Source organism: Tessaracoccus lubricantis (assembly GCF_039544535.1).
GTDB classification, from domain to species: domain Bacteria; phylum Actinomycetota; class Actinomycetes; order Propionibacteriales; family Propionibacteriaceae; genus Arachnia; species Arachnia lubricantis.
Window position 1 is genome coordinate 1 of the sequence record NZ_BAABLV010000036.1, and the last position, 18,128, is coordinate 18,128.

Consider the following 18,128-nt stretch of genomic DNA (forward strand, 5'->3'; position numbering starts at 1 on the left):
TCACGCGGGCATCTTCAGGTGAGTCAACGACTCAAACCAAGCGGGCATCTTGACATGAGGCAACGGGATCGGGCGCGGGAGCCGCTTTCAGGGAGTACTCGTGGCCAGGTTCAGGCGCCGCGCGAGCCACCATGCGGCCAGGCCGAACAGCACGAAGGCCAGGATGTTCCAGCCGGCCTCCGCCCAGGAGATGCCGGTGACCGTGCGCAGTTCCTCGACGCTGACGCTGAACAGCGCATAGGCGTAGCTGGAGATGTTGTTGACGACGTGGGCACCGATGGCCGCCTCGAGCCCGCCCGTGACCACCACGAGCCCCCCGGCCACCAGCCCGAACACCAGCCGGTGCGCGAAGAGTGCGGGGTTCTGCAGCCCGTGCATGATCGCGAAGACCAGCGCGGAGCCGACGACGCCCACCCAGGTACGGCCCGTGGCCGAGCCGATGGCCTGGAGGAGGTAGCCACGAAAGAAGAATTCCTCGGCGGCCGCCTGCAGCGGTGAGGAGACCATGATGAGCAACAGGAAGCCCAGCCAGCCGGGCTGGCCGGCGTGGAAGTCCGGCATCTGGCCCAGTGCCCACTGTGCCCACACGACGGCGTTGAGCAGCACGGCGGCCACCACCACCGTCATCAGGAGGTAGCGCCAGCGCATGCCCGGCTGCACGGAAGGCAGCCAGCGCGGCCGCAGGCCGTGCACGTAGCGGGTCAGGAGCAGCGAGACGGGGATCAGCAGCGCCAACGCCAGATGGCCGGCGACGGGCCCGTCGGGCAGCCGGTAGGCCGAGGCCTCCGCGACGTAGGCGGCCCAGTCTCCCCCTCCCCTGAGCACGAAGCCCATGCCCAGGAACGCCTGGTTGGCCAGCGGCACCAGCAGCGCGTAGGCCGAGAACCCCAGCAGGATGCCGAACGTCACCGTCATGCCGAGGAACGGGACCCGCGGCAGGACCCGCGGGTACGGCACTCCCGGCGGCGGGTCCGTGGGCTCGCCCCGATGGAACGGGGCGGGCGGCGCGCTGGCCTCGCTCACGCGTCGGCGACGGGGTTGCTGAGCGTGCCCAGGCCGTCGATGCTCACGTGCACCTCGTCGCCGGGCCGCATCTCCCCGACGCCGGCTGGGGTGCCCGTGAGGATGAGGTCCCCGGGCAGCAGCGTCATGGACCCGGAGACGTAGCTCACGAGCTCGGCGATGCCACGCACCATCTGCGAGGTGGAGCCGTCCTGGTGGACGGTCTCACCGACGCGCGTCTCGATGGACAGGTGCTCGGCCTCCTCGATGCTGAGGTGCGTGTTCATCCACGGCCCCAGCGGCAGGAAGGTGTCAGAGCCCTTCGCACGGGCCCACTGCCCGTCGGAGGCCTGCCAGTCGCGCGCGGTGACGTCGTTGGCGATGGTGTAGCCGAAGATCACCTCGGAGACCCGCTCCACCGGTACCTGCTTGCAGATGCGGCCGATGACGACGGCCAACTCGCCCTCGAAGTGCAGCGACTCCACGCCAGCGGGGCGGATGATCGTCTCCCCCGGCCCGATCACGGACGTGTTCGGCTTCAGGAACAGCAGCGGCGAGGACGGCACTTCCCCGCCCATCTCCTTGGCGTGGTCTGCATAGTTCTTGCCGACCCCGACCACCTTCGAGCGCGGGATCACCGGCGACAGCAGGCGCACGTCGTCGAGCTCGTGCCGCTCCCCCGTGTAATTGACGGGCACGCCGGCGAGAGGGTCCCCCGTCAGCGTGGCGATCGTGTCGGGGTGGTCACCCCCGTCGACGGCGAGTTCGATGACCCCGTAGGCGGGGTCCTGTCCGGCCTTGGCGAAACGAGCGATGCGCATGGGCCACACACTAGTGCAGCCCCGTGGACGCTACTTTGCGTAGGTCATCAGCCCGTAGGCCAGCGCGTCGCGCAGCGCCTCCCACGACGCCTCGATCACGTTGGTGCCCACGCCCACCGTCGTCCAGGCGTAGCCGTTGTAGGCGGTGTCGATGAGGGTGCGCACGGTGGCGTCCGTGCCGTGGCCCTCGTCGAGGATGCGCACGCGGTAGTCGGTGAGCTCGAACTGCGCCACCTCGGGGAACGTGTGCTGCAGGGCGGAGCGCAACGCGTGGTCGAGCGCGTTGACGGGGCCGTTGCCCTCGCCCACGACCATGAACCGGCCGCCGTTGGCGGTGAGCTTGACCGTGGCCTCCGAGAGGTCCTCGCCGGCGCGCTCCTCGGTGAAGACGCGCCAGGACTGGACCTGGAACGGCAGTTCGAGGATGCCCAGTTCGTGGCGCAGCAACATCTCGAAGCTGGCATCGGCCGACTCGTAGGAGTAGCCCTCCGCCTCGCGCCGCTTGACGACCTCGGTGACCTTGGCGGCCAGTTCCCGGTCGTCCAGGTCGAAGCCGAGCTGCTCGCCCTTGATCTGGATGTTGGCGCGGCCGGCCATGTCGGAGACGAGCATGCGCATGTCGTTGCCCACCAGCGAAGGGTCGATGTGCTGGTAGAGGTTCTCGTCCACCTTGATCGCAGAGGCGTGCAGGCCCGCCTTGTGCGCGAACGACGACTGGCCGACGTAGGGCTGGCGGCCCACGAGGGGTTGGTGCGCCACCAACGCGATCGCGTGCGCCACGCGGGTGAGCTCGGCCAGCTGCTCTGCGGGCAGCACCTCCCAGCCGTACTTGAGCTGGAGGTTGGGGATGACCGCCGAGAGGTCGGCGTTGCCGGTGCGCTCGCCGTACCCGTTGAACGTGCCCTGGACGTGCATCACGCCGGCCTCGACGGCCGCCATGGTGTTGGCCACCGCGCACGCGGTGTCGTTGTGGCAATGGATGCCGAGGTTCGCGCCCGTCGACGCGGCGGCCCGGACCACCTCCGCCATCCAGCTGGGCAGCATGCCGCCGTTGGTGTCGCACAACACGACGACCTCCGCCCCGGCCTCGTGGGCGGTGCGCACCACCTGCAGCGCGTAGTCGGGGTTGGCGCGGTAGCCGTCGAAGAAGTGCTCGCAGTCGACGAAGACGTGCTTGCCCTGGCTGCGCAGGTACTCGACGGTGTCGCGGACCATCTCCAGGTTCTCCTCCAGCGTGGTGCGCAGGGCACGGAACACGTGCTCGTCGTGCGACTTCGCCACGATGCAGATGTAGTCGGTGCCGGCATCCACCAGAGCCCGGGTGAGGACGTCCTCGGAGGCCTTCGCCCCGGCCTTGCGCGTGGCGCCGAAGGCCACCAGCTTCGAGTGCTTCAGGCTGAGCTGCGCTGCGCGCTGGAAGAACTCGGTGTCGTTCGGGTTGGCGCCGGGCCAACCGCCCTCGATGAAGTGGACGCCCAGTTCGTCGAGGTAGCCCGCAATCTTCAGCTTGTCGTTGACGGACAGGTGGAGACCCTCCTGCTGCGCTCCGTCGCGCAGGGAGGTGTCGAAGATGTGGAACTCGGCGGGCTGCACCGGCAGGGTCGGCATAGTGTCTCCATGCGGTCGGGAATCTGGACGAACAATACGCTGTCCACCCGCTCGGCCGACGTCTCAGCCAGTGGACGGACACCTGAGACGGGCATCGTCGCGGAAGTCGGCTCGCGTAGGGTTTCCGCCATGACTTCAGCGAAGATCGCCGTGATCGGCGGAGACGGTATCGGCCCCGAGGTGACCGCGGAGGCGCTCAAGGCGCTGACCGCGGTGGCGGGGCCGGACACTTTCGAGTTCGTCGACTACGACCTCGGCGCCGAGCGCTGGCAGCGCACCGGCGAGGTGCTCCCCGATTCCGTCCTCGGGGAACTGAAGTCCGTCGACGCCATCGTGCTGGGCGCCGTCGGCGCCGCCCCTGGCTCGAAGGCCATCCCGAGCGGCCTGCTCGAGCGCGGCCTGCTCCTGAAGCTGCGCTTCGCGTTCGACCACGCCGTCAACCTGCGCCCCTCCAAGCTGTACCCGGGCGTACCCACCCCCCTCGCCCCGCACATCGTCGAGGGCCGCAACGTCGACTTCGTCGTGGTGCGTGAGGGCACCGAGGGCCTCTACTGCGGCAACGGCGGTTCGGTGCGCACCGGCACCCCCCAGGAGCTGGCCACCGAGGTCTCGGTCAACACCGCCTATGGCGTGGAGCGCGTCATCCGCGACGCCTACCGCCGCGCGCAGTCGCGCCGCGGGCACCTCACGCTGCTGCACAAGCACAACGTGCTGGTCAACGCCGGCAGCCTCTGGAACCGCATCTTCACCGAGGTGGGCCGCGAGTTCCCGGACGTGGAGACCAAGTACCTCCACATCGACGCCGCGATGATCGCGCTGGTCGTCGACCCCGCCCAGTTCGACGTGATCGTCACCGACAACCTCTTCGGCGACATCGTCACGGACCTGGCCGCGGCCGTCACCGGCGGCATCGGCCTGGCCGCGTCCGCCAACATCAACCCCACCGGCGAGTTCCCGTCGATGTTCGAGCCCGTGCACGGTTCGGCACCCGACATCGCCGGCAAGGGCATCGCCGACCCGACGGCGGCCATCTCGTCGATGGCGCTGCTGCTCGATCACCTGGGCAAGCCGGAACTGGCGAAGAAGATCGACGACGCGGTCACCGCCGACATCACCGCCCGCGGCGCCGACAAGTTCTCGACGACGGAGATCGGCGACCGGATCGCCGGGCGCCTCTGACGTCCCCTGAGCCCGGCGCCTGCGAGAAACGAGCAGCGCGTCGGGCCGAAGGGCCGCCGCGCCCGCCGGGTCACAGGCCGAGGACGGCCTTGGCGATCAGGAAGTAGATCACCAGGCCGGTGGCGTCCACCAGCGTCGTGACCAGCGGCGCCGACACCACGGCCGGGTCGATCCGCAGCTTCCGGGCCAGCAGCGGCATGGCGCCGCCGATGGTGGCGGCCCAGGCACAGATGATCACCAACGAGATCGCCACGACGAGGGCGATCCTCGGGCCGACGAACAGCGCCCCCACTCCCAGCCCCAGCAGCGCGAGCATGAGACCGAGCAGCACGCCGACGCGCAGCTCACGCCAGGCCACCCGCGGCAGGTCGGCGAACCGCAGCTCGCCGATGGCCAGTGCCCGCACCGACGCGGTGGCGGCCTGCGCGCCGGCGTTGCCGCCGGCGCCGATCAACATGGGGATGAACAGGGCCAACTGGGCCACCTGCACCAGCGTCGACTCGAACGCCTGCGTCACCGAGACCGTCAACGTGGCCGCCACCAGCAGCAGCGACAGCCACAGGGCGCGGTAGCGGGCCAAGCGGAACACCCCCACCGACATGTAGTGGCCGGCCCAGGGCGCGGAGCCTGCCTGCAGGGCGGCGTCCTCGCTGTCGGCCTCCTCGATGACCTCGAGCGCGTCGTCGACAGAGAGCATGCCGACGAGCCGGTCCTCGCTGTCGACCACCAGCAGGTTGTACGCATTGGTCTCGCGCATGAGGCGCGCGGCGTCCTCAGCCGACTCCGCGGCGTGCACGAGCACCGCGTTCGGCTCCACCAGCTCCTTGACCAAGGCCTCCGGCTGCGCCACCACGAGGCTGCCCAGCTCGACCACCCCGACGACGTGCCGGGCGTGGTCCACGGCCGCCAACGTGTAGACGTTCTCGGCGCCTCCGCCCTTGCGCCGCACGACCCCCAGCGCCTCCGCCGCGGTGGCGTGGGCGGGCACGGCGAGCACCTCGGGGGTCATCACCCGGCCTACCGAGCCCTTCGGATAGCCGAGCAGTCGTGCGGTCATCGCACGCTCCGCTGGGCTCAGTCCCGCCAGCACGCCCTTGACCACCTTGGCGGGCGCCTCCTGCAGCATGCGTGCCCGGTCGTCGGGATCCATGCCCTCCACCACGTCGTGGAAGGTCTCGTCACGCAGGGATTCCAGCAGCCGCTGCTGGTCGAACCCGTCGAGTTCCTCGAACACCTCGATGCCGGTGTCCTTCTCCAGCAGCCGGAAGGCGATCGCCATGGGCACGTCGTCGAGGCGGCCCAGCTCGTTGCCCAGGACGTGGTCGGGCTGGGCGGCCAGGAGCGCCGACGCCTCGTCGAGGCGGTGCTCGTCGATCAGCCTGGTCAGGTCCCGGACGAATCCGTGCTCCACGACCGATGCATCATCCCTCGCCATGTCACCCTCCCTCACTCCAGCCTCAGGCAGTCTAGCCCCGGGCCGGAGAACTGCTGTCACGAAACAGGTGCCCATCGACGTAGGTGACAGTGAGACGATGCTGCACGGAAAGAGGGGGGCCGGGATGGCCGATCGCAACGGATTCGAGACGTGGGCGCGCACCGCGAGCCCGGGGCTCTTCCGCCGGGCCCGCCTGTTGACGACGAATGGCACCGGGCACACGACCTGCTGCAGGACACGCTCACCCAGATGTTCGTGAAATGGGACCGCGTGGACCTCGACAGGGAGCCCGACGCCTATGCCCGCACCATGATGTACCACCTGTTCGTCTCACACCGTCGCCGGCGCAGTGCCCAGGAACTGGTCAGCGACGAACTGCCCGAACTGATCGCCCGAGATGCCGACGCGGCCCTCCGCGTCGACCTGGCCCGCGCCCTGTCGGAACTCGGGCCCAGCCAACGGGCCGTGATCGTGGCCCGCTACGTCGACGACATGTCCGTGGCCGACGTAGCACTGCTCGTCGGCCGCTCCGAGGCATGGGTCCGGCAGACCGCCTCGCGCACCCTGAGCCGGAGGCGCACCTCACCTCTATTGACGCCCGCTTTCCAGGAGTGATCCCAATGACATCCCGAACCGAACTGACCCCCCAGGAGATCGACACCGTCATCGCCACGGCCCAGCGCCGTGGCAGCAGGAAGTTGGCCGTGCGTCGCGCCGGCTCCTCCCCCGCCGCGATGGCCCTCGTCGCCGGCCTCGCCGTCGGTGCCTACGCGATGGCCGACCGCACCATCGACTCGGCCATCGGCCGTGATGAACCCGCGCCCGTCACCGCCGGCGAACGGCCCAGCGTCTCTCCGAGCGCACCTGATGACCGGGCGGCGCAGGACGAGACGACTGGTCCGGAGGAGGAGACGCAGGAGCCGGCCACCATGACGTTCCGGGAGAAGAACGCCCAAGTGGCGGAGATCATGGTCAGCCTCCTGCCGGAGGAGGCGAAGTACCGCCTGGGAGAGAGCTACGACTACGGTGACGCGGCCCCCTACCAGCCGACCTACGCGCACTGGCTCATGGAGGACGAGTACGGGACGGTGAGGGTGGGCGTTCAGCTCAGTGCCGCCGATCCGGCCGGCGTGTGCGTGGCCCCGGTCTGCACCGAGGTGGTCGCCGACGGAGGCGTCGTCCATGTCCTGGACGGGGCGGCCGATGGAAAGGCGGGCCAGCAGATGGCGTGGCAGTTCGTCCGCGACGACGGCTACGAGATCGTCCTCAGCATCAGCAACAGGACGGTGCGCGAGTACAGCGACGGGTCCAAGGCGGAGGAGTTCACTCGCGAGGGCCCGCTGCCCCTCACCACGGAGGACGCGATCACCTTCCTCACCGACCCCGCGTGGGACGCCGCCGTGGAGGCTGAGATCGCCAACCCCGTGCTGCGCTAGCGCCGAGCCCGCCTTGGCCAGAGCCTGACCACCCGCACAGGTGGACTGGTCCGCCCCCGACCATGGGTAGCGTCGGGGGCAGACCCGTCGAAAGGCATGCCCATGTACCTCAAGACCTACCTCCGTGACCACCACAGCGGCTCCGTGGCGGGAGTCGACGGCTTCCACCGCGTGGCCGAATACCACTCGGACCCCGAAGTGCGCACCGCCGTGGCCCGCATCGCGCAGGACATCGAGAAGGCGCAGGACGAGCTGGAGGCGATCATGAAGCGCTTCGGCGCCAAGCCGAACGCGGCCAAGGACCTCATGGCGAAGGCCGGCGAGAAGGTGACCCGGATGAAGATGAACCGTGAGGTCACCAAGCGCTCGCCGCTGTCGGACGTCGTGGAGCTCGAGGCCCTGATGGACGCAGTGCACGCGCAGTCCAGGGGATGGCAGATCCTCCTGCAGATCGACGGGGACGCCGGGCTGGACCGTGGCCAACTGACCGACCTCTTCGCACGGGCCCGCAGCCACGAGACCGAGCTCGAGGAGCTGTGGCTGAAACAGGCCCCGAAACTGCTGCTCGACGACGAAAGCCCCCAGTGACCGTGGTCACTGGGGGCAGTTCGCCGTCCGGGGATCAGCGGGCCGCGGTGCCTTCGGTGTAGTCGGCGTCATCCGAGGCGACCCAGCTCATGAGCTTGCGCAGCTCACGGCCGGTGGCCTCGATCGGGTGCGCCTCACCCTTGGCGCGCAGTTCCTTGAACTCCGGCGCGCCGGCGTCCTGGTCGTCGATGAAGCGCTTGGCGAAGTTGCCGTTCTGGATGTCGGCGAGGACGCCCTTCATGTTCTCCTTGACGCGCTCGTCGATCACGCGGGGGCCGGAGACGTAGTCGCCGTACTCGGCGGTGTCGGAGACGCTCCAGCGCTGCTTGGCGATGCCGCCCTCGTACATGAGGTCGACGATGAGCTTGAGCTCGTGGAGGCACTCGAAGTAGGCGACCTCGGGCTGGTAGCCGGCCTCGGTCAGCACCTCGAAGCCGGCCTGCACCAGCGCCGATGCGCCACCGCAGAGGACGGCCTGCTCGCCGAAGAGGTCCGTCTCGGTCTCCTCGGTGAAGGTGGTCTTGATGCCACCGGCGCGCAGCGAGCCGATCGCCTTGGCGTAGCTCAGGGCCAGCGGCCAGGCGTTGCCCGACTCGTCCTTCTCGACGGCGATGATGGCGGGCACGCCACGGCCGTCGGCGTACTCACGGCGCACGAGGTGGCCGGGGCCCTTCGGGGCCACCATGCACACGTCGACGCCCTCCGGCGGCGTGATGTAGCCGTAGCGGATGTTGAAGCCGTGCGCGAAGAACAGCGCGTCACCCTTGGTGAGGTGCGGCTCGATCTCCTCCTTGTAGAGGGTGCGCTGCACCTGGTCCGGCGCCAGGATCATGATGAGGTCAGCCTCTTCGACAGCCTCGGCGACCGACACGACGCGCAGGCCCTCGGCCTCCGCCTTCGCACGCGAGGACGAGCCCTCGCGGAGGCCGACGCGCACGTCGACGCCCGAGTCGCGCAGCGAGAGGGCGTGCGCGTGGCCCTGCGAGCCGTAGCCGATGACGGCGACGTGGCGACCCTGGATGATCGACAGGTCGGCGTCGTTGTCGTAGAACATCTCTGCCATGGGAATCCTTTACTGATGTACCTATGTGGGGTGAGTCTATTGGTTACTTGGACTTGCTCTGGGACAGCGTCTTGGCGCCGCGACCCAGCGCCACCTGGCCCGACTGGACCAGTTCGATGATCCCGTGCGGCGTCAGCATCTCCAGCAGCGCCGCGAGCTTCTCGTCGCTGCCGGTGGCCTCGATGGTGATCGACTCGGCCGACACGTCCACCGCCTTGCCGCGGAACAGGCTCACCACGTCGATGACCTGGCTGCGGGTGTTCACGTCGGCGCGGACCTTGACCAGCATCATCTCGCGACGCACCGCCGACGAGCCGAGCTCGAGGACCTTGCGCACCTCGACGAGCTTGTTGAGCTGCTTGACGATCTGCTCGAGGGCGGCGGCATCGTCGACCTGTGCCACCACCGTCATCCGCGACAGCTGCTCGACCTCGGTGGGGCCGACGGCGAGCGACTGGATGTTGTACCCGCGGCGCGAGAACAGCGCGGCGACGCGCGTCAGGACGCCCGGGTGGTTGTCGACCAGGATGGACAGGGTCTGGGTCTTCACAGGACTTCCTCTTCCCACTCGGGGGCCATGTCGCGAGCGACGCGGATCTCATCGTTGCTGACGCCGGCAGGCACCATCGGCCACACCATGGCGTCCTTGTGCACGACGAACTCGACGACCACGGGGCGGTCGTTGATCTCGAGGGCCTGCTGGATGGCGGCCTCCATCTCGACCTCGTTGGTGGCGCGCAGGCCCACGCAGCCCATCGACTCCGCCAGCATCGGGAAGTTCGGCAACGATTCGGTCATCAGGTCCGTGTTGGAGTAGCGGCCCTCGTAGAACAGGGACTGCCACTGGCGCACCATGCCCAAGGCGTTGTTGTTGATGATGGCGATCTTGATCGGGATGTTGTTGATCGCGCACGTGACCAGTTCCTGGTTGGTCATCTGGAAACAGCCGTCGCCGTCGATGCCCCACACGGTGGCGTCCGGGTTGGCGACCTTCGCGCCCATCGCGGCGGGCACGCAGAATCCCATGGTGCCGGCGCCGCCGGAGTTGAGCCAGGAGTTCGGCTTCTCGTGCGGCAGGAAGTGCGCGGCCCACATCTGGTGCTGGCCGACGCCGACGGCGTAGATGCTGTCCGCCGGGCTCAGCTGCCCGATGCGCTGGATGACCTCCTGCGGCGACAGTCGGCCGTCGGGGGCGGCGTCCCAGCGCGGCTGGTAGCGCGACTTCATCGTGCCCAACTGGTGACGCCACGCATCGATCTGCGGGGCCTCATAGGCCTCGATGGCCTCGTTGAGCTGGACGAGCGTCTGCTTGACGTCACCGACGATCGGGATGTCGGCGTTCTTGTTCTTGCCGATCTCCGCCGGGTCGATGTCGGCGTGGATCACCTTGGCGTCGACGGCGAAGCTGTCGAGCTTTCCGGTGACCCGGTCGTCGAACCGGGTGCCCAGCGCGATCAGCAGGTCTGCCTTCTGGAGCGCCCCGACGGCCGCGACGGTGCCGTGCATGCCGGGCATGCCCATGTTCAGCTCGTGCGAATCGGGGATGGCGCCGCGTGCCATGAGCGTGGTCACGACGGGGATGCGGGTCTTCTCGACGAACTCGGCCAGCTCCTCATGGGCGCGCGCCAGCGTGACCCCGCCACCGACGTAGAGGACCGGACGCCTGGCCTCGGAGATCATCTTCGCCGCGGCGCGGATCTGCCGGGCGTGCGGCCGGACGGTGGGCTTGTACCCGGGCAGGTCGAGGCCCTCCGGCCAGACGAACGGCGCCGAGTTGGTCAGCGCGTCCTTGGCGATGTCGACGAGCACCGGGCCGGGACGGCCCGTGGCGGCGATGTGGAACGCCTCCTGGATGGCGCGCGGGATGCCCTCGACGTGCTTGACCAGGTAGCTGTGCTTCGTGATCGGCATCGTGATGCCGCGGATGTCGGCCTCCTGGAACGCGTCGGTGCCGATGGCGTGGCTGTTGACCTGGCCGGTGATCAACACCAGCGGGGTCGAGTCCATGTAGGCGTTGGCGATGGGCGTCACGAGGTTCGTGGCACCGGGGCCCGACGTCGCGATGCAGACGCCGACGCGGCCCGAGGCCATCGCGTAGCCCTCCGCCGCGTGCCCGGCGCCCTGCTCGTGCCGCACGAGGATGTGCCGGATCTTGGAGTCGTAGAGCGGGTCGTAGGCAGGGAGGATGGCGCCACCGGGGATGCCGAACGCTACGTCGACACCCATTCGTTCGAGTGACTCGACGAGAGCCTGGGCCCCCGTCATGAGCTGACCGTCTGTCTGCGCCATTGCCTCTCCCTTCTCATGTGCAGTGGCTCGTAGCTGAATGTGTCTTCCAAGAAAAAACCCCCGCTGCCCGAGGGGGCACACGAGGGAGCGCTTCGGATCCTGTGATCGCAGAAGCGCTAGAAGATGATTACGAGCCAGCTGGTGTTGGGCATGGGTCAACCCTCCCGTCTGGCGGCGTCACTGTCAAGCGATTGCGCCGCGTGGTCCGAAATATAAGACGGCGGGCCGGGAAAACCCGGCCCGCCGCTCCAGAGCACTCAGTGCTGCGAGATCACGCCTCCACGCGGCCGACGGCCGGGCGGATGGTGGTCAGGGCCCAGCCGATGAGGCCGAACAGGACGCCCAGGCCCATCACCAGCGCGGCGACGCCGAAGGCGACGACCGAGGTGAAGAGCGAGGCGCGGAGGAAGGAGCCGTTCATCACGGTGGTGCGCTGCTTGTTGAACTCCTCGGCGGCGGCGGTGTCACCGGCGGCCTCGGCCTCGCGGGCCATGGTGCCCAGCTCGGCGTAGGTCTTGCCCTCGGAAGCCTTGAGGGCGTGCATGTTGATGGTGTCGGCCTGGGCGAAGGCGGACAGCGGGCCGGAGACTTCCTTGCCCGCGTAGGCGCCGTTCATGAAGGTCGAGTCACCGGGAACGGTGATGGCCTCGGCCTTGAGCTGCGAGGCGACGGTGCCCCAGGTGACGGCGCCGGCGACGATGAGGACAATGCCGGCGATGATCGACAGGATGCCGACAAGTTTGGTGGCCTTCATTTCGAAGCCCTCTTTCTATCTGGTGGGTCCTCAGACCCTGGAGGTGTCAGAGGCCACTTTTGGGTGGCTCCGGCCGCTACCTTACGGGGGTTCCGTATTTACGACAATTCGTAGTATGCACTGGGTTGGTAAGCCTGCCCTCACCGGGGTCACTTAAGGATTAATGGCCTTGTGGACCTCGTCCAAGTCGAGGTCGATCCGGCCCCGCATGTTGCTGATCCCGGGGTTTTCGGCGTAGCGGGGGATGACGTGCACGTGGGTGTGGAAGACCTCCTGGCCGGAGACGTTGCCGACATTGGCCAGCACGTTGAAACCGTCCGCCCCGAGCCGGTCGCGCAGCAGCCGCCCCACGCGGGCCACGGCGTGCCCGATCTCGGCGAGCACGTCGTCGTCGACGAGGATGTCCGTCGTGTGCCGCTTGGGCACGACGAGGCTGTGGCCCTTCTGCCACGGCGAGATGTCGAGGAACGCGTAGGCCACATCGTCCTCGTAGACCTTCTTCGAGGGGATGTCACCGGCGATGATCGAGCAGAACAGGCAGTCCATGTCTTCCTCCTTGTGTCAGCGGTTGTGTGTCAGCGGACCTCGAGGCCGGCCTCGCGCAGGCCGGCCTTGACCTGGTCGACGGTGAGCGCGCCGTAGTGGAACACGCTGGCGGCGAGCACCGCGTCGGCGCCTGCGCGGGCGGCCGCGACGAAGTGCTCGACGGTGCCCGCACCGCCTGAGGCGATCAGCGGCACGTCGACGACCTCGCGGACGGCGCGCAGCATCTCCAGGTCGAAGCCGTCGGTGGTGCCGTCGGCGTCCATGGAGTTGAGCAGGATCTCTCCGACGCCGCGGTCGCAGGCCTCCCTGGCCCAGGCGAGGGCGTCGACGCCGGCGGACCTCTTGCCGCCGTGCGTGGTGACCCCGAAGCCGGACGGCATGCCCTCCTCGCGCCGGGCGTCCACGGACAGCACCAGGACCTGGTTGCCGAACGCCTTGGCGATCTCGTCGATCACGGCGGGGCGAGCGAGCGCACCGGTGTTGATGCCCACCTTGTCGGCGCCGGAGCGCAGCAGCGCGTCGACGTCCTCGATGGAGCGCACTCCCCCGCCGACGGTGAGCGGGATGAAGACCGTCTCCGCGCAACGGGCCACCATCTCGCGGGTGGTCGCGCGAGCTTCGACGGAGGCGGAGATGTCGAGGAACGTGAGTTCGTCGGCGCCCTGGGCGGAGTACTTCGCGGCCAGTTCGACGGGGTCGCCCGCGTCGCGGAGGTTCTGGAAGTTGACTCCCTTGACGACGCGCCCGTCGTGGACGTCGAGGCAGGGGATCACACGCAGGGCTACAGGCATGGCGGCATCCTACTGGCCTCTCGAAGGCCTGCTAGTCCTCCGTCATGTCGGCCGCGACCACGCCGCGCCGCATCGAGTCCGCCACCGCGTGGCAGGTGCGCCGCAGGTCACCGGGACCGACCGCGGTGGCGAGCTGGCCGGCGAGGTCGACGACCTGACGCACCCAACGCACGAAGTCGCCGGCCGACAGGCCCGTGGTGTCGAGCACCTTGGCCAGGTCCTGCCCCGAAGACCAGCGCCACGCCGCCTCGGCGAACCCGATGTCGGGCTCACGGCCGCGGTCACGCTTGTGCTTGCGCTCGAGCCTGCCCACCTCGCGCCACACCTCGCGCAGCGCCGACTGGGCCTGCTCCGACGGCGCGTCCGGCATCCGTGGCAGCACGGCGTCGCGGGTGGGCCGCGACTCGTACACCAGGGTCGACAACACGGCGGCCAGTTGAGGCGGCGTCAGCCCGGCGAACACGTCACGGCGGACGCATTCGGCCGCGACCAGGTCGAGCTCGTTGTAGATGCGGCGCAGCATGCGGCCGGCTTCGGTCAGCGAGTCGCCGTCGAGGTAGCCCAGCTCGTCCAGCACGGCAAGGACCCGCTCGAACTGCATGGCCAGCGAGTTGGCGCGCCCACTGATCTGGGCCTCCATGCGCGCTGCCTCGCGTTCGAGGCGGATCACCCGCGCGGCCTCGACGGCGTGCACCTCCCGGTCCGGGCAGGCGTGGCACGGGTGGGCACGCAGCTCGGCGCGCAGTTCGCGGATCTGGGCCTGCACGTCGTCGTCCGACGGGGGCGCGGTGTCGGGGAGCTCGGGATCCGTGGCGGCGACCTTGGCGCTCATCGCCGAGAGCAGCGAGCGCCGGTCACCGCGGTCGCGCAGTGAGAAGTTGCGCGGCACCCGCACCCGCCCGACCGGCGCCATCGGCCCGCGCAGGTCGTGCGGATGCAACTTGAGGACCGTGTGGTCACCGGAGATGACCTGGGCCCAGGGCTCGGCGTGACGCCCTGACTGCCCGACACGCAGCACCACCGACCATCCCTGCCTGGGGAGGTGCACGATGTCGCCGGGCATCAGGGTGGTCAGGGAGTGGCCCACGGCCTGGGCCTGTTCGGCGCGGCGTGCCTTGGACGAGGCTGCCTCGAGCCGCGACACCTCGTCGCGCAGCCGGGCATAGCTCATGAAGTCCCCCAGGTGGCACTCCACGGCCTCGCGCGCCACGGCCAGGTCCGCCTGCGTCGAGCGCGTCGTCCGCGTGGCCTGCACCACAGACTTGTCGGTCTGGAACTGCGCGAAGGACTGGTTCAGCAGGTCGCTGGCGCGCTCCCTCCCCAGGGTGGCCATCAGGTTGACGGCCATGTTGTAGGTCGGCGCGAAGCTGGAGCGCAGCGGGTACGTGCGGCGCGAGGCGAGGCCCGCCACTGCACGCGGGTCCATGCCCGACTGCCACAGCACGACGGCGTGGCCCTCCACGTCGATGCCGCGACGCCCTGCGCGCCCCGTCAGCTGCGTGTACTCCCCCGGCGTGATGTCGACGTGTGACTCGCCGTTGTACTTGACGAGCTTCTCGATCACGACGGTGCGCGCGGGCATGTTGATGCCCAGGGCGAGCGTCTCGGTCGCGAAGACGAGCTTCAGCGCGCCGGTGGCGAAGCCTTCCTCGACGATGGCCTTGAAGGCGGGGAGCTGCCCCGCGTGGTGGGCAGCGACCCCCGCCTTCAGCGCCGCACGGAACCGGTCGTAGCCCAGCGCGTCGAGGTCCGCCCACGACAGCCCCTGCACGTGCTTGTCGGCGATGTCGCCGAGCAGCGCGGCCTCGGCACGGTTGGTCAGCGTGATGCCGGCGTCGAGGACCTGCCCGACCGCCGCGTCGCAGCCGACCCTGGAGAAGATGAAGTAGATGGCCGGCAGCAGCTGCGCGCGGTCCAGCGCGATGGCCACCTCGCTGCGGCTGGTGCGGAAGGTGCGGAACCGCTCGTGCGAGGCGCCGCCGTACCGACCGGAGCCCTGCGTGACCTCGCGCTTGCCCCTACCCGACCTGCCGCGCGGGCGGCGGGCGTCGTCGCGCACCTTGCTGGCCTCGCCCTTCGACACCCGCAGCAGCTCGCGGTTGACCTTCGCGGCGCGCGCCTCGGGGAGTTCCTGCGCGGTGGGGGCGACGCCCTCGAACAGGTCGTACATGGTGCGGCCTACCAGCACGTGCTGGAACAGCGGTACGGGCCGCCGCTCGGACACGACGACCGAGAACTCGCCGCGCACGGTGCGCAGCCACTCGCCGAAGTCCTCGACGTTGCTCACGGTGGCCGAGAGCGCCACGATCTGCACCGACTCCGCCAGCCCGAGGATGACCTCCTCCCACACGGCGCCCCGGAACCGGTCCGCGAGGTAGTGCACCTCGTCCATCACCACGTAGCCGAGGTTCGCCAGCGTGGGCGAGCCCGCGTAGATCATGTTGCGCAGCACCTCGGTGGTCATCACCACGATCTGCGCCTCTGAGTTCACCGACGTGTCACCGGTCAGCAGGCCGACGCGTTCCGGCCCGTACCGCTCGACCAGGTCGTGGTACTTCTGGTTCGACAGCGCCTTGATCGGGGTGGTGTAGAAGCACTTGCGGGAGTTCTGCACGGCCAGGAAGACGGCGAACTCACCGACGACGGTCTTGCCGGCGCCCGTGGGGGCCGCCACCAGGACGCCGCGACCCTCCGCCAGTTCGCGGCAGCCGTCGAGCTGGTAGTCGTCGAGTTGGTACGGGTAGAGGGCACCGAACTCGGAGAGTTGGTCGATAACGTGGTCCGTCATTTGGCGCAACGCTACCCCACGGCCGGTTCCGCCGGCATCACCCCAGTGGCGCTACGACGACCCTCAGGCACCCGGGCACGCAGCTCACGGTGGCGGGCACGTCACCCATCTCCTCACCGTCGCCCATGAGGAACAGCCCGTCGCCGTCCACCTCGACGGTGTGGGCGCGCACGCGCTCCACCACCGGGTCCGACACGAAGCCCCCCGAGTAGACCGACGGCAACAGGCGCAGCAGCTTGCCGCGCGACGCCGCGTGGATGATCGTCACGTCCAGCACGCCGTCGGATGGGTCCGCATCCGGCGAGATCTGCATGCCGCCGCCAAAGATGCCGGTGTTGCAGATGGCCACCATCATCGCGTTCAGTTCGCGCGGTTCGCCGTCGATGACGAGGCGGTAGGTCAGCGGGGAGAACGACGCCAGCTCACGCAGCGCGATCCACCCGTAGCTGAGCGCCCCGAAGCGCAGGCGGATGTCGTTGGTGGCGCGGTTGACCCGGGCGTCGTACCCGCTGGAGACGACCGCGCCGACGTGGCGGGAGCCCGAGCCGTTGGTCAGCAGGCTCAGGTCCATGACGCGGACGTGGCCGGTGACGATGGCCTCCACCGACTGGCGGATCGACCTGGGGATGCCGGCGCCGCGGGCGAAGTCGTTGCCGGTGCCGGCCGGGATGACTGCGAGGGTGGCGTCGGTGCCGGCGCAGGCGTTGAGCCCGAGGTGCGCCATGCCGTCGCCGCCCATCACCGCGACCACGTCGCCGGGCCGCGCCTGGAGCGCGAGCGAGCGGGTGAGGTCACGGGCCTCTTCGTAGGACTGCGAGCGCACGACGTGCAGTTCCGCGCCGGCCAGGCCCTCACGCAGCCGCTGCGCGACCTTGGGGAGGGCGCGCCCGGCGCGGCCGCCGCCGGACTGTTCGTTGCACACGACGCTGACGAGGCGCCGTTTGGCGACCTCTGAGGTCACTTGCCGTCGTCCAGGTCGATCGCGTACTCGGCTGCGGTCTCCTCGGTGATGCCCTTGCGCTTGTCGGAGATGCGGCAGATGAGCTCGGCGAGCATGAACATGCCCGAGACCGGCACCGCCAGCGACAGCATCGAGAACGGGTCGGTGGTGGGGGTGGCGACGGCCGCGAGGACGACGCTGCCGAACACCACGAACTTGCGGGCCCGCTTGAGCTGGTAGCCCCTGATGACGCCCGCCATGTTCAACGCGACGACCACCACGGGCAGCAGGAAGCTGAGCCCGAAGACGAGGATGATCTGGATCTCCATCTTGAGGAACTCCGCCATGTCCTGCATGTTGGTGATCCCCATGTCCTGTGGCGTGAAGCTCAACAGGACCTCGATGCCCTTGGGCCAGATGTAGTAGCCAAGTGCGCAGCCGGCGAGGAACAGCGGGGTGGCTGCGCCGATGAAGCCCATCGCGTACTTCTTCTCCTTGACCAGCAGGCCCGGAGCGACGAACGCCCACAACTGGTAGACCCAGATGGGGGTCGACAGGATGAGGCCGGCGACGACGCACAGCACCACGGCGAACGTGAACGAGCTGGTCACGCCGTTGTTGACCACCATGAGGCTGGCCCCTGGACGAGCCTCCACGAGCGCGGTGCGCGCCCGGTTCCACGGGGCCATGATGAGGTCCACCAGCCACCGGTAGAAGATGATGGACACGAGGGCGCCAAGGACGATCGCGATGGCCGAGATGGTGACCCGGTAGCGGAGTTCCCGCAGGTGGTCCCAGATCGACATCGTCCCGCCTGGGCCACCCTTCGGTGGCCGCAGCCAGGCGAACCGGCCCTCGGTGGCAGGTTCAGCAGGTGCGGCCGCCATG

The 18,128-nt window shown here is 69.1% G+C and carries 17 protein-coding genes; 4 read left to right on the forward strand and 13 right to left on the reverse strand.

Features of this window, described 5'->3' with window-relative positions; genetic code table 11:
• Nucleotides 1-87: 87 nt before the first annotated feature.
• Genes ABEA30_RS11115 through cimA form a run of 3 tightly spaced genes read right to left on the reverse strand, consistent with a single transcriptional unit; the run spans nucleotide 88 to nucleotide 3,431 of the window.
• Nucleotides 88-1,023, reverse strand: coding sequence for a CPBP family intramembrane glutamic endopeptidase (locus ABEA30_RS11115; protein ID WP_345582815.1), 936 nt, complete (start codon nucleotides 1,021-1,023; stop codon nucleotides 88-90).
• Complete coding sequence (locus ABEA30_RS11120) at nucleotides 1,020-1,823, reverse strand: fumarylacetoacetate hydrolase family protein (RefSeq protein WP_345582817.1); 804 nt, start codon at nucleotides 1,821-1,823, stop codon at nucleotides 1,020-1,022. The genes ABEA30_RS11115 and ABEA30_RS11120 overlap by 4 nt, the downstream gene beginning before the upstream one ends.
• Nucleotides 1,824-1,853: 30 nt before the next feature.
• A complete protein-coding gene (gene cimA, locus ABEA30_RS11125) occupies nucleotides 1,854-3,431 on the reverse strand; it encodes a citramalate synthase (protein WP_345582819.1) in 1,578 nt (525 codons plus the stop codon).
• 129 nt (nucleotides 3,432-3,560) lie between these two features.
• On the opposite strand from cimA, the gene ABEA30_RS11130 reads away from it, so the two are divergent.
• Nucleotides 3,561-4,610 carry a 3-isopropylmalate dehydrogenase gene (locus ABEA30_RS11130; protein WP_345582821.1) on the forward strand — a complete coding sequence of 350 codons (1,050 nt, stop codon included), beginning with the start codon at nucleotides 3,561-3,563 and terminating at the stop codon, nucleotides 4,608-4,610.
• A 70-nt stretch (nucleotides 4,611-4,680) separates the two neighbouring features.
• Here the strand turns inward: ABEA30_RS11130 and mgtE are convergent, their stop codons facing one another.
• The gene (gene mgtE / locus ABEA30_RS11135) at nucleotides 4,681-6,045 is read right to left on the reverse strand and encodes a magnesium transporter (RefSeq protein ID WP_345582823.1); all 1,365 of its coding nucleotides are present in this window, start codon (nucleotides 6,043-6,045) and stop codon (nucleotides 4,681-4,683) included.
• Between the two features lie 150 nt (nucleotides 6,046-6,195).
• On the opposite strand from mgtE, the gene ABEA30_RS11140 reads away from it, so the two are divergent.
• The 3 genes from ABEA30_RS11140 (at nucleotide 6,196) to ABEA30_RS11150 (ending at nucleotide 8,069) form a co-directional block, all read left to right on the forward strand.
• On the forward strand, nucleotides 6,196-6,660 hold the full coding sequence (locus ABEA30_RS11140) for a sigma-70 family RNA polymerase sigma factor (RefSeq protein WP_345582825.1): 465 nt from the start codon (nucleotides 6,196-6,198) through the stop codon (nucleotides 6,658-6,660).
• A 5-nt stretch (nucleotides 6,661-6,665) separates the two neighbouring features.
• Entirely contained in the window at nucleotides 6,666-7,481 is an 816-nt protein-coding gene (locus ABEA30_RS11145) for a hypothetical protein (protein ID WP_345582827.1), read from the forward strand.
• 102 nt (nucleotides 7,482-7,583) lie between these two features.
• The gene (locus tag ABEA30_RS11150; protein ID WP_345582829.1) at nucleotides 7,584-8,069 is read left to right on the forward strand and encodes a DUF2383 domain-containing protein; all 486 of its coding nucleotides are present in this window, start codon (nucleotides 7,584-7,586) and stop codon (nucleotides 8,067-8,069) included.
• Between the two features lie 34 nt (nucleotides 8,070-8,103).
• On the opposite strand, the gene ilvC is transcribed toward ABEA30_RS11150, so the two are convergent.
• The 9 genes from ilvC to tatC all read right to left on the reverse strand — a co-directional run bounded on the left by ilvC (nucleotide 8,104) and on the right by tatC (nucleotide 18,127).
• Nucleotides 8,104-9,132 carry a ketol-acid reductoisomerase gene (gene ilvC, locus ABEA30_RS11155; RefSeq protein ID WP_345582831.1) on the reverse strand — a complete coding sequence of 343 codons (1,029 nt, stop codon included), beginning with the start codon at nucleotides 9,130-9,132 and terminating at the stop codon, nucleotides 8,104-8,106.
• A gap of 43 nt (nucleotides 9,133-9,175) precedes the next feature.
• Entirely contained in the window at nucleotides 9,176-9,682 is a 507-nt protein-coding gene (gene ilvN, locus ABEA30_RS11160) for an acetolactate synthase small subunit (RefSeq protein WP_345582833.1), read from the reverse strand.
• On the reverse strand, nucleotides 9,679-11,421 hold the full coding sequence (locus ABEA30_RS11165) for an acetolactate synthase large subunit (protein ID WP_386085184.1): 1,743 nt from the start codon (nucleotides 11,419-11,421) through the stop codon (nucleotides 9,679-9,681). Before ABEA30_RS11165 ends, ilvN begins: the two co-directional genes overlap by 4 nt.
• Before the next feature lie 271 nt (nucleotides 11,422-11,692).
• Nucleotides 11,693-12,175, reverse strand: coding sequence for an aromatic ring-opening dioxygenase LigA (locus ABEA30_RS11170; RefSeq protein ID WP_345582835.1), 483 nt, complete (start codon nucleotides 12,173-12,175; stop codon nucleotides 11,693-11,695).
• A 153-nt stretch (nucleotides 12,176-12,328) separates the two neighbouring features.
• The gene (locus tag ABEA30_RS11175; RefSeq protein ID WP_345582837.1) at nucleotides 12,329-12,721 is read right to left on the reverse strand and encodes an HIT family protein; all 393 of its coding nucleotides are present in this window, start codon (nucleotides 12,719-12,721) and stop codon (nucleotides 12,329-12,331) included.
• A gap of 29 nt (nucleotides 12,722-12,750) precedes the next feature.
• The gene (gene hisF / locus ABEA30_RS11180; protein WP_345582839.1) at nucleotides 12,751-13,512 is read right to left on the reverse strand and encodes an imidazole glycerol phosphate synthase subunit HisF; all 762 of its coding nucleotides are present in this window, start codon (nucleotides 13,510-13,512) and stop codon (nucleotides 12,751-12,753) included.
• A gap of 31 nt (nucleotides 13,513-13,543) precedes the next feature.
• Complete coding sequence (locus ABEA30_RS11185) at nucleotides 13,544-16,300, reverse strand: DEAD/DEAH box helicase (RefSeq protein ID WP_345582841.1); 2,757 nt, start codon at nucleotides 16,298-16,300, stop codon at nucleotides 13,544-13,546.
• Nucleotides 16,301-16,337: 37 nt separating this feature from the next.
• Entirely contained in the window at nucleotides 16,338-17,261 is a 924-nt protein-coding gene (locus ABEA30_RS11190; protein WP_345582843.1) for a diacylglycerol/lipid kinase family protein, read from the reverse strand.
• A complete protein-coding gene (gene tatC / locus ABEA30_RS11195) occupies nucleotides 17,258-18,127 on the reverse strand; it encodes a twin-arginine translocase subunit TatC (protein ID WP_345582845.1) in 870 nt (289 codons plus the stop codon). Before tatC ends, ABEA30_RS11190 begins: the two co-directional genes overlap by 4 nt.
• Between the last annotated feature and the right edge of the window lies 1 nt (nucleotide 18,128).

Coding starts and splice junctions, on each gene's coding strand:
- ABEA30_RS11120 (WP_345582817.1), bottom strand. CDS start 1,823: ATGCGCATCGCTCGTTTCGCCAAGGCCGGACAGGACCCCGCCTACGGG.
- cimA (WP_345582819.1), bottom strand. CDS start 3,431: ATGCCGACCCTGCCGGTGCAGCCCGCCGAGTTCCACATCTTCGACACC.
- ABEA30_RS11130 (WP_345582821.1), top strand. CDS start 3,561: ATGACTTCAGCGAAGATCGCCGTGATCGGCGGAGACGGTATCGGCCCC.
- mgtE (WP_345582823.1), bottom strand. CDS start 6,045: ATGGCGAGGGATGATGCATCGGTCGTGGAGCACGGATTCGTCCGGGAC.
- ABEA30_RS11145 (WP_345582827.1), top strand. CDS start 6,666: ATGACATCCCGAACCGAACTGACCCCCCAGGAGATCGACACCGTCATC.
- ABEA30_RS11150 (WP_345582829.1), top strand. CDS start 7,584: ATGTACCTCAAGACCTACCTCCGTGACCACCACAGCGGCTCCGTGGCG.
- ilvC (WP_345582831.1), bottom strand. CDS start 9,132: ATGGCAGAGATGTTCTACGACAACGACGCCGACCTGTCGATCATCCAG.
- ABEA30_RS11165 (WP_386085184.1), bottom strand. CDS start 11,421: ATGGCGCAGACAGACGGTCAGCTCATGACGGGGGCCCAGGCTCTCGTC.
- ABEA30_RS11170 (WP_345582835.1), bottom strand. CDS start 12,175: ATGAAGGCCACCAAACTTGTCGGCATCCTGTCGATCATCGCCGGCATT.
- ABEA30_RS11175 (WP_345582837.1), bottom strand. CDS start 12,721: ATGGACTGCCTGTTCTGCTCGATCATCGCCGGTGACATCCCCTCGAAG.
- hisF (WP_345582839.1), bottom strand. CDS start 13,512: ATGCCTGTAGCCCTGCGTGTGATCCCCTGCCTCGACGTCCACGACGGG.
- ABEA30_RS11185 (WP_345582841.1), bottom strand. CDS start 16,300: ATGACGGACCACGTTATCGACCAACTCTCCGAGTTCGGTGCCCTCTAC.
- tatC (WP_345582845.1), bottom strand. CDS start 18,127: ATGGCGGCCGCACCTGCTGAACCTGCCACCGAGGGCCGGTTCGCCTGG.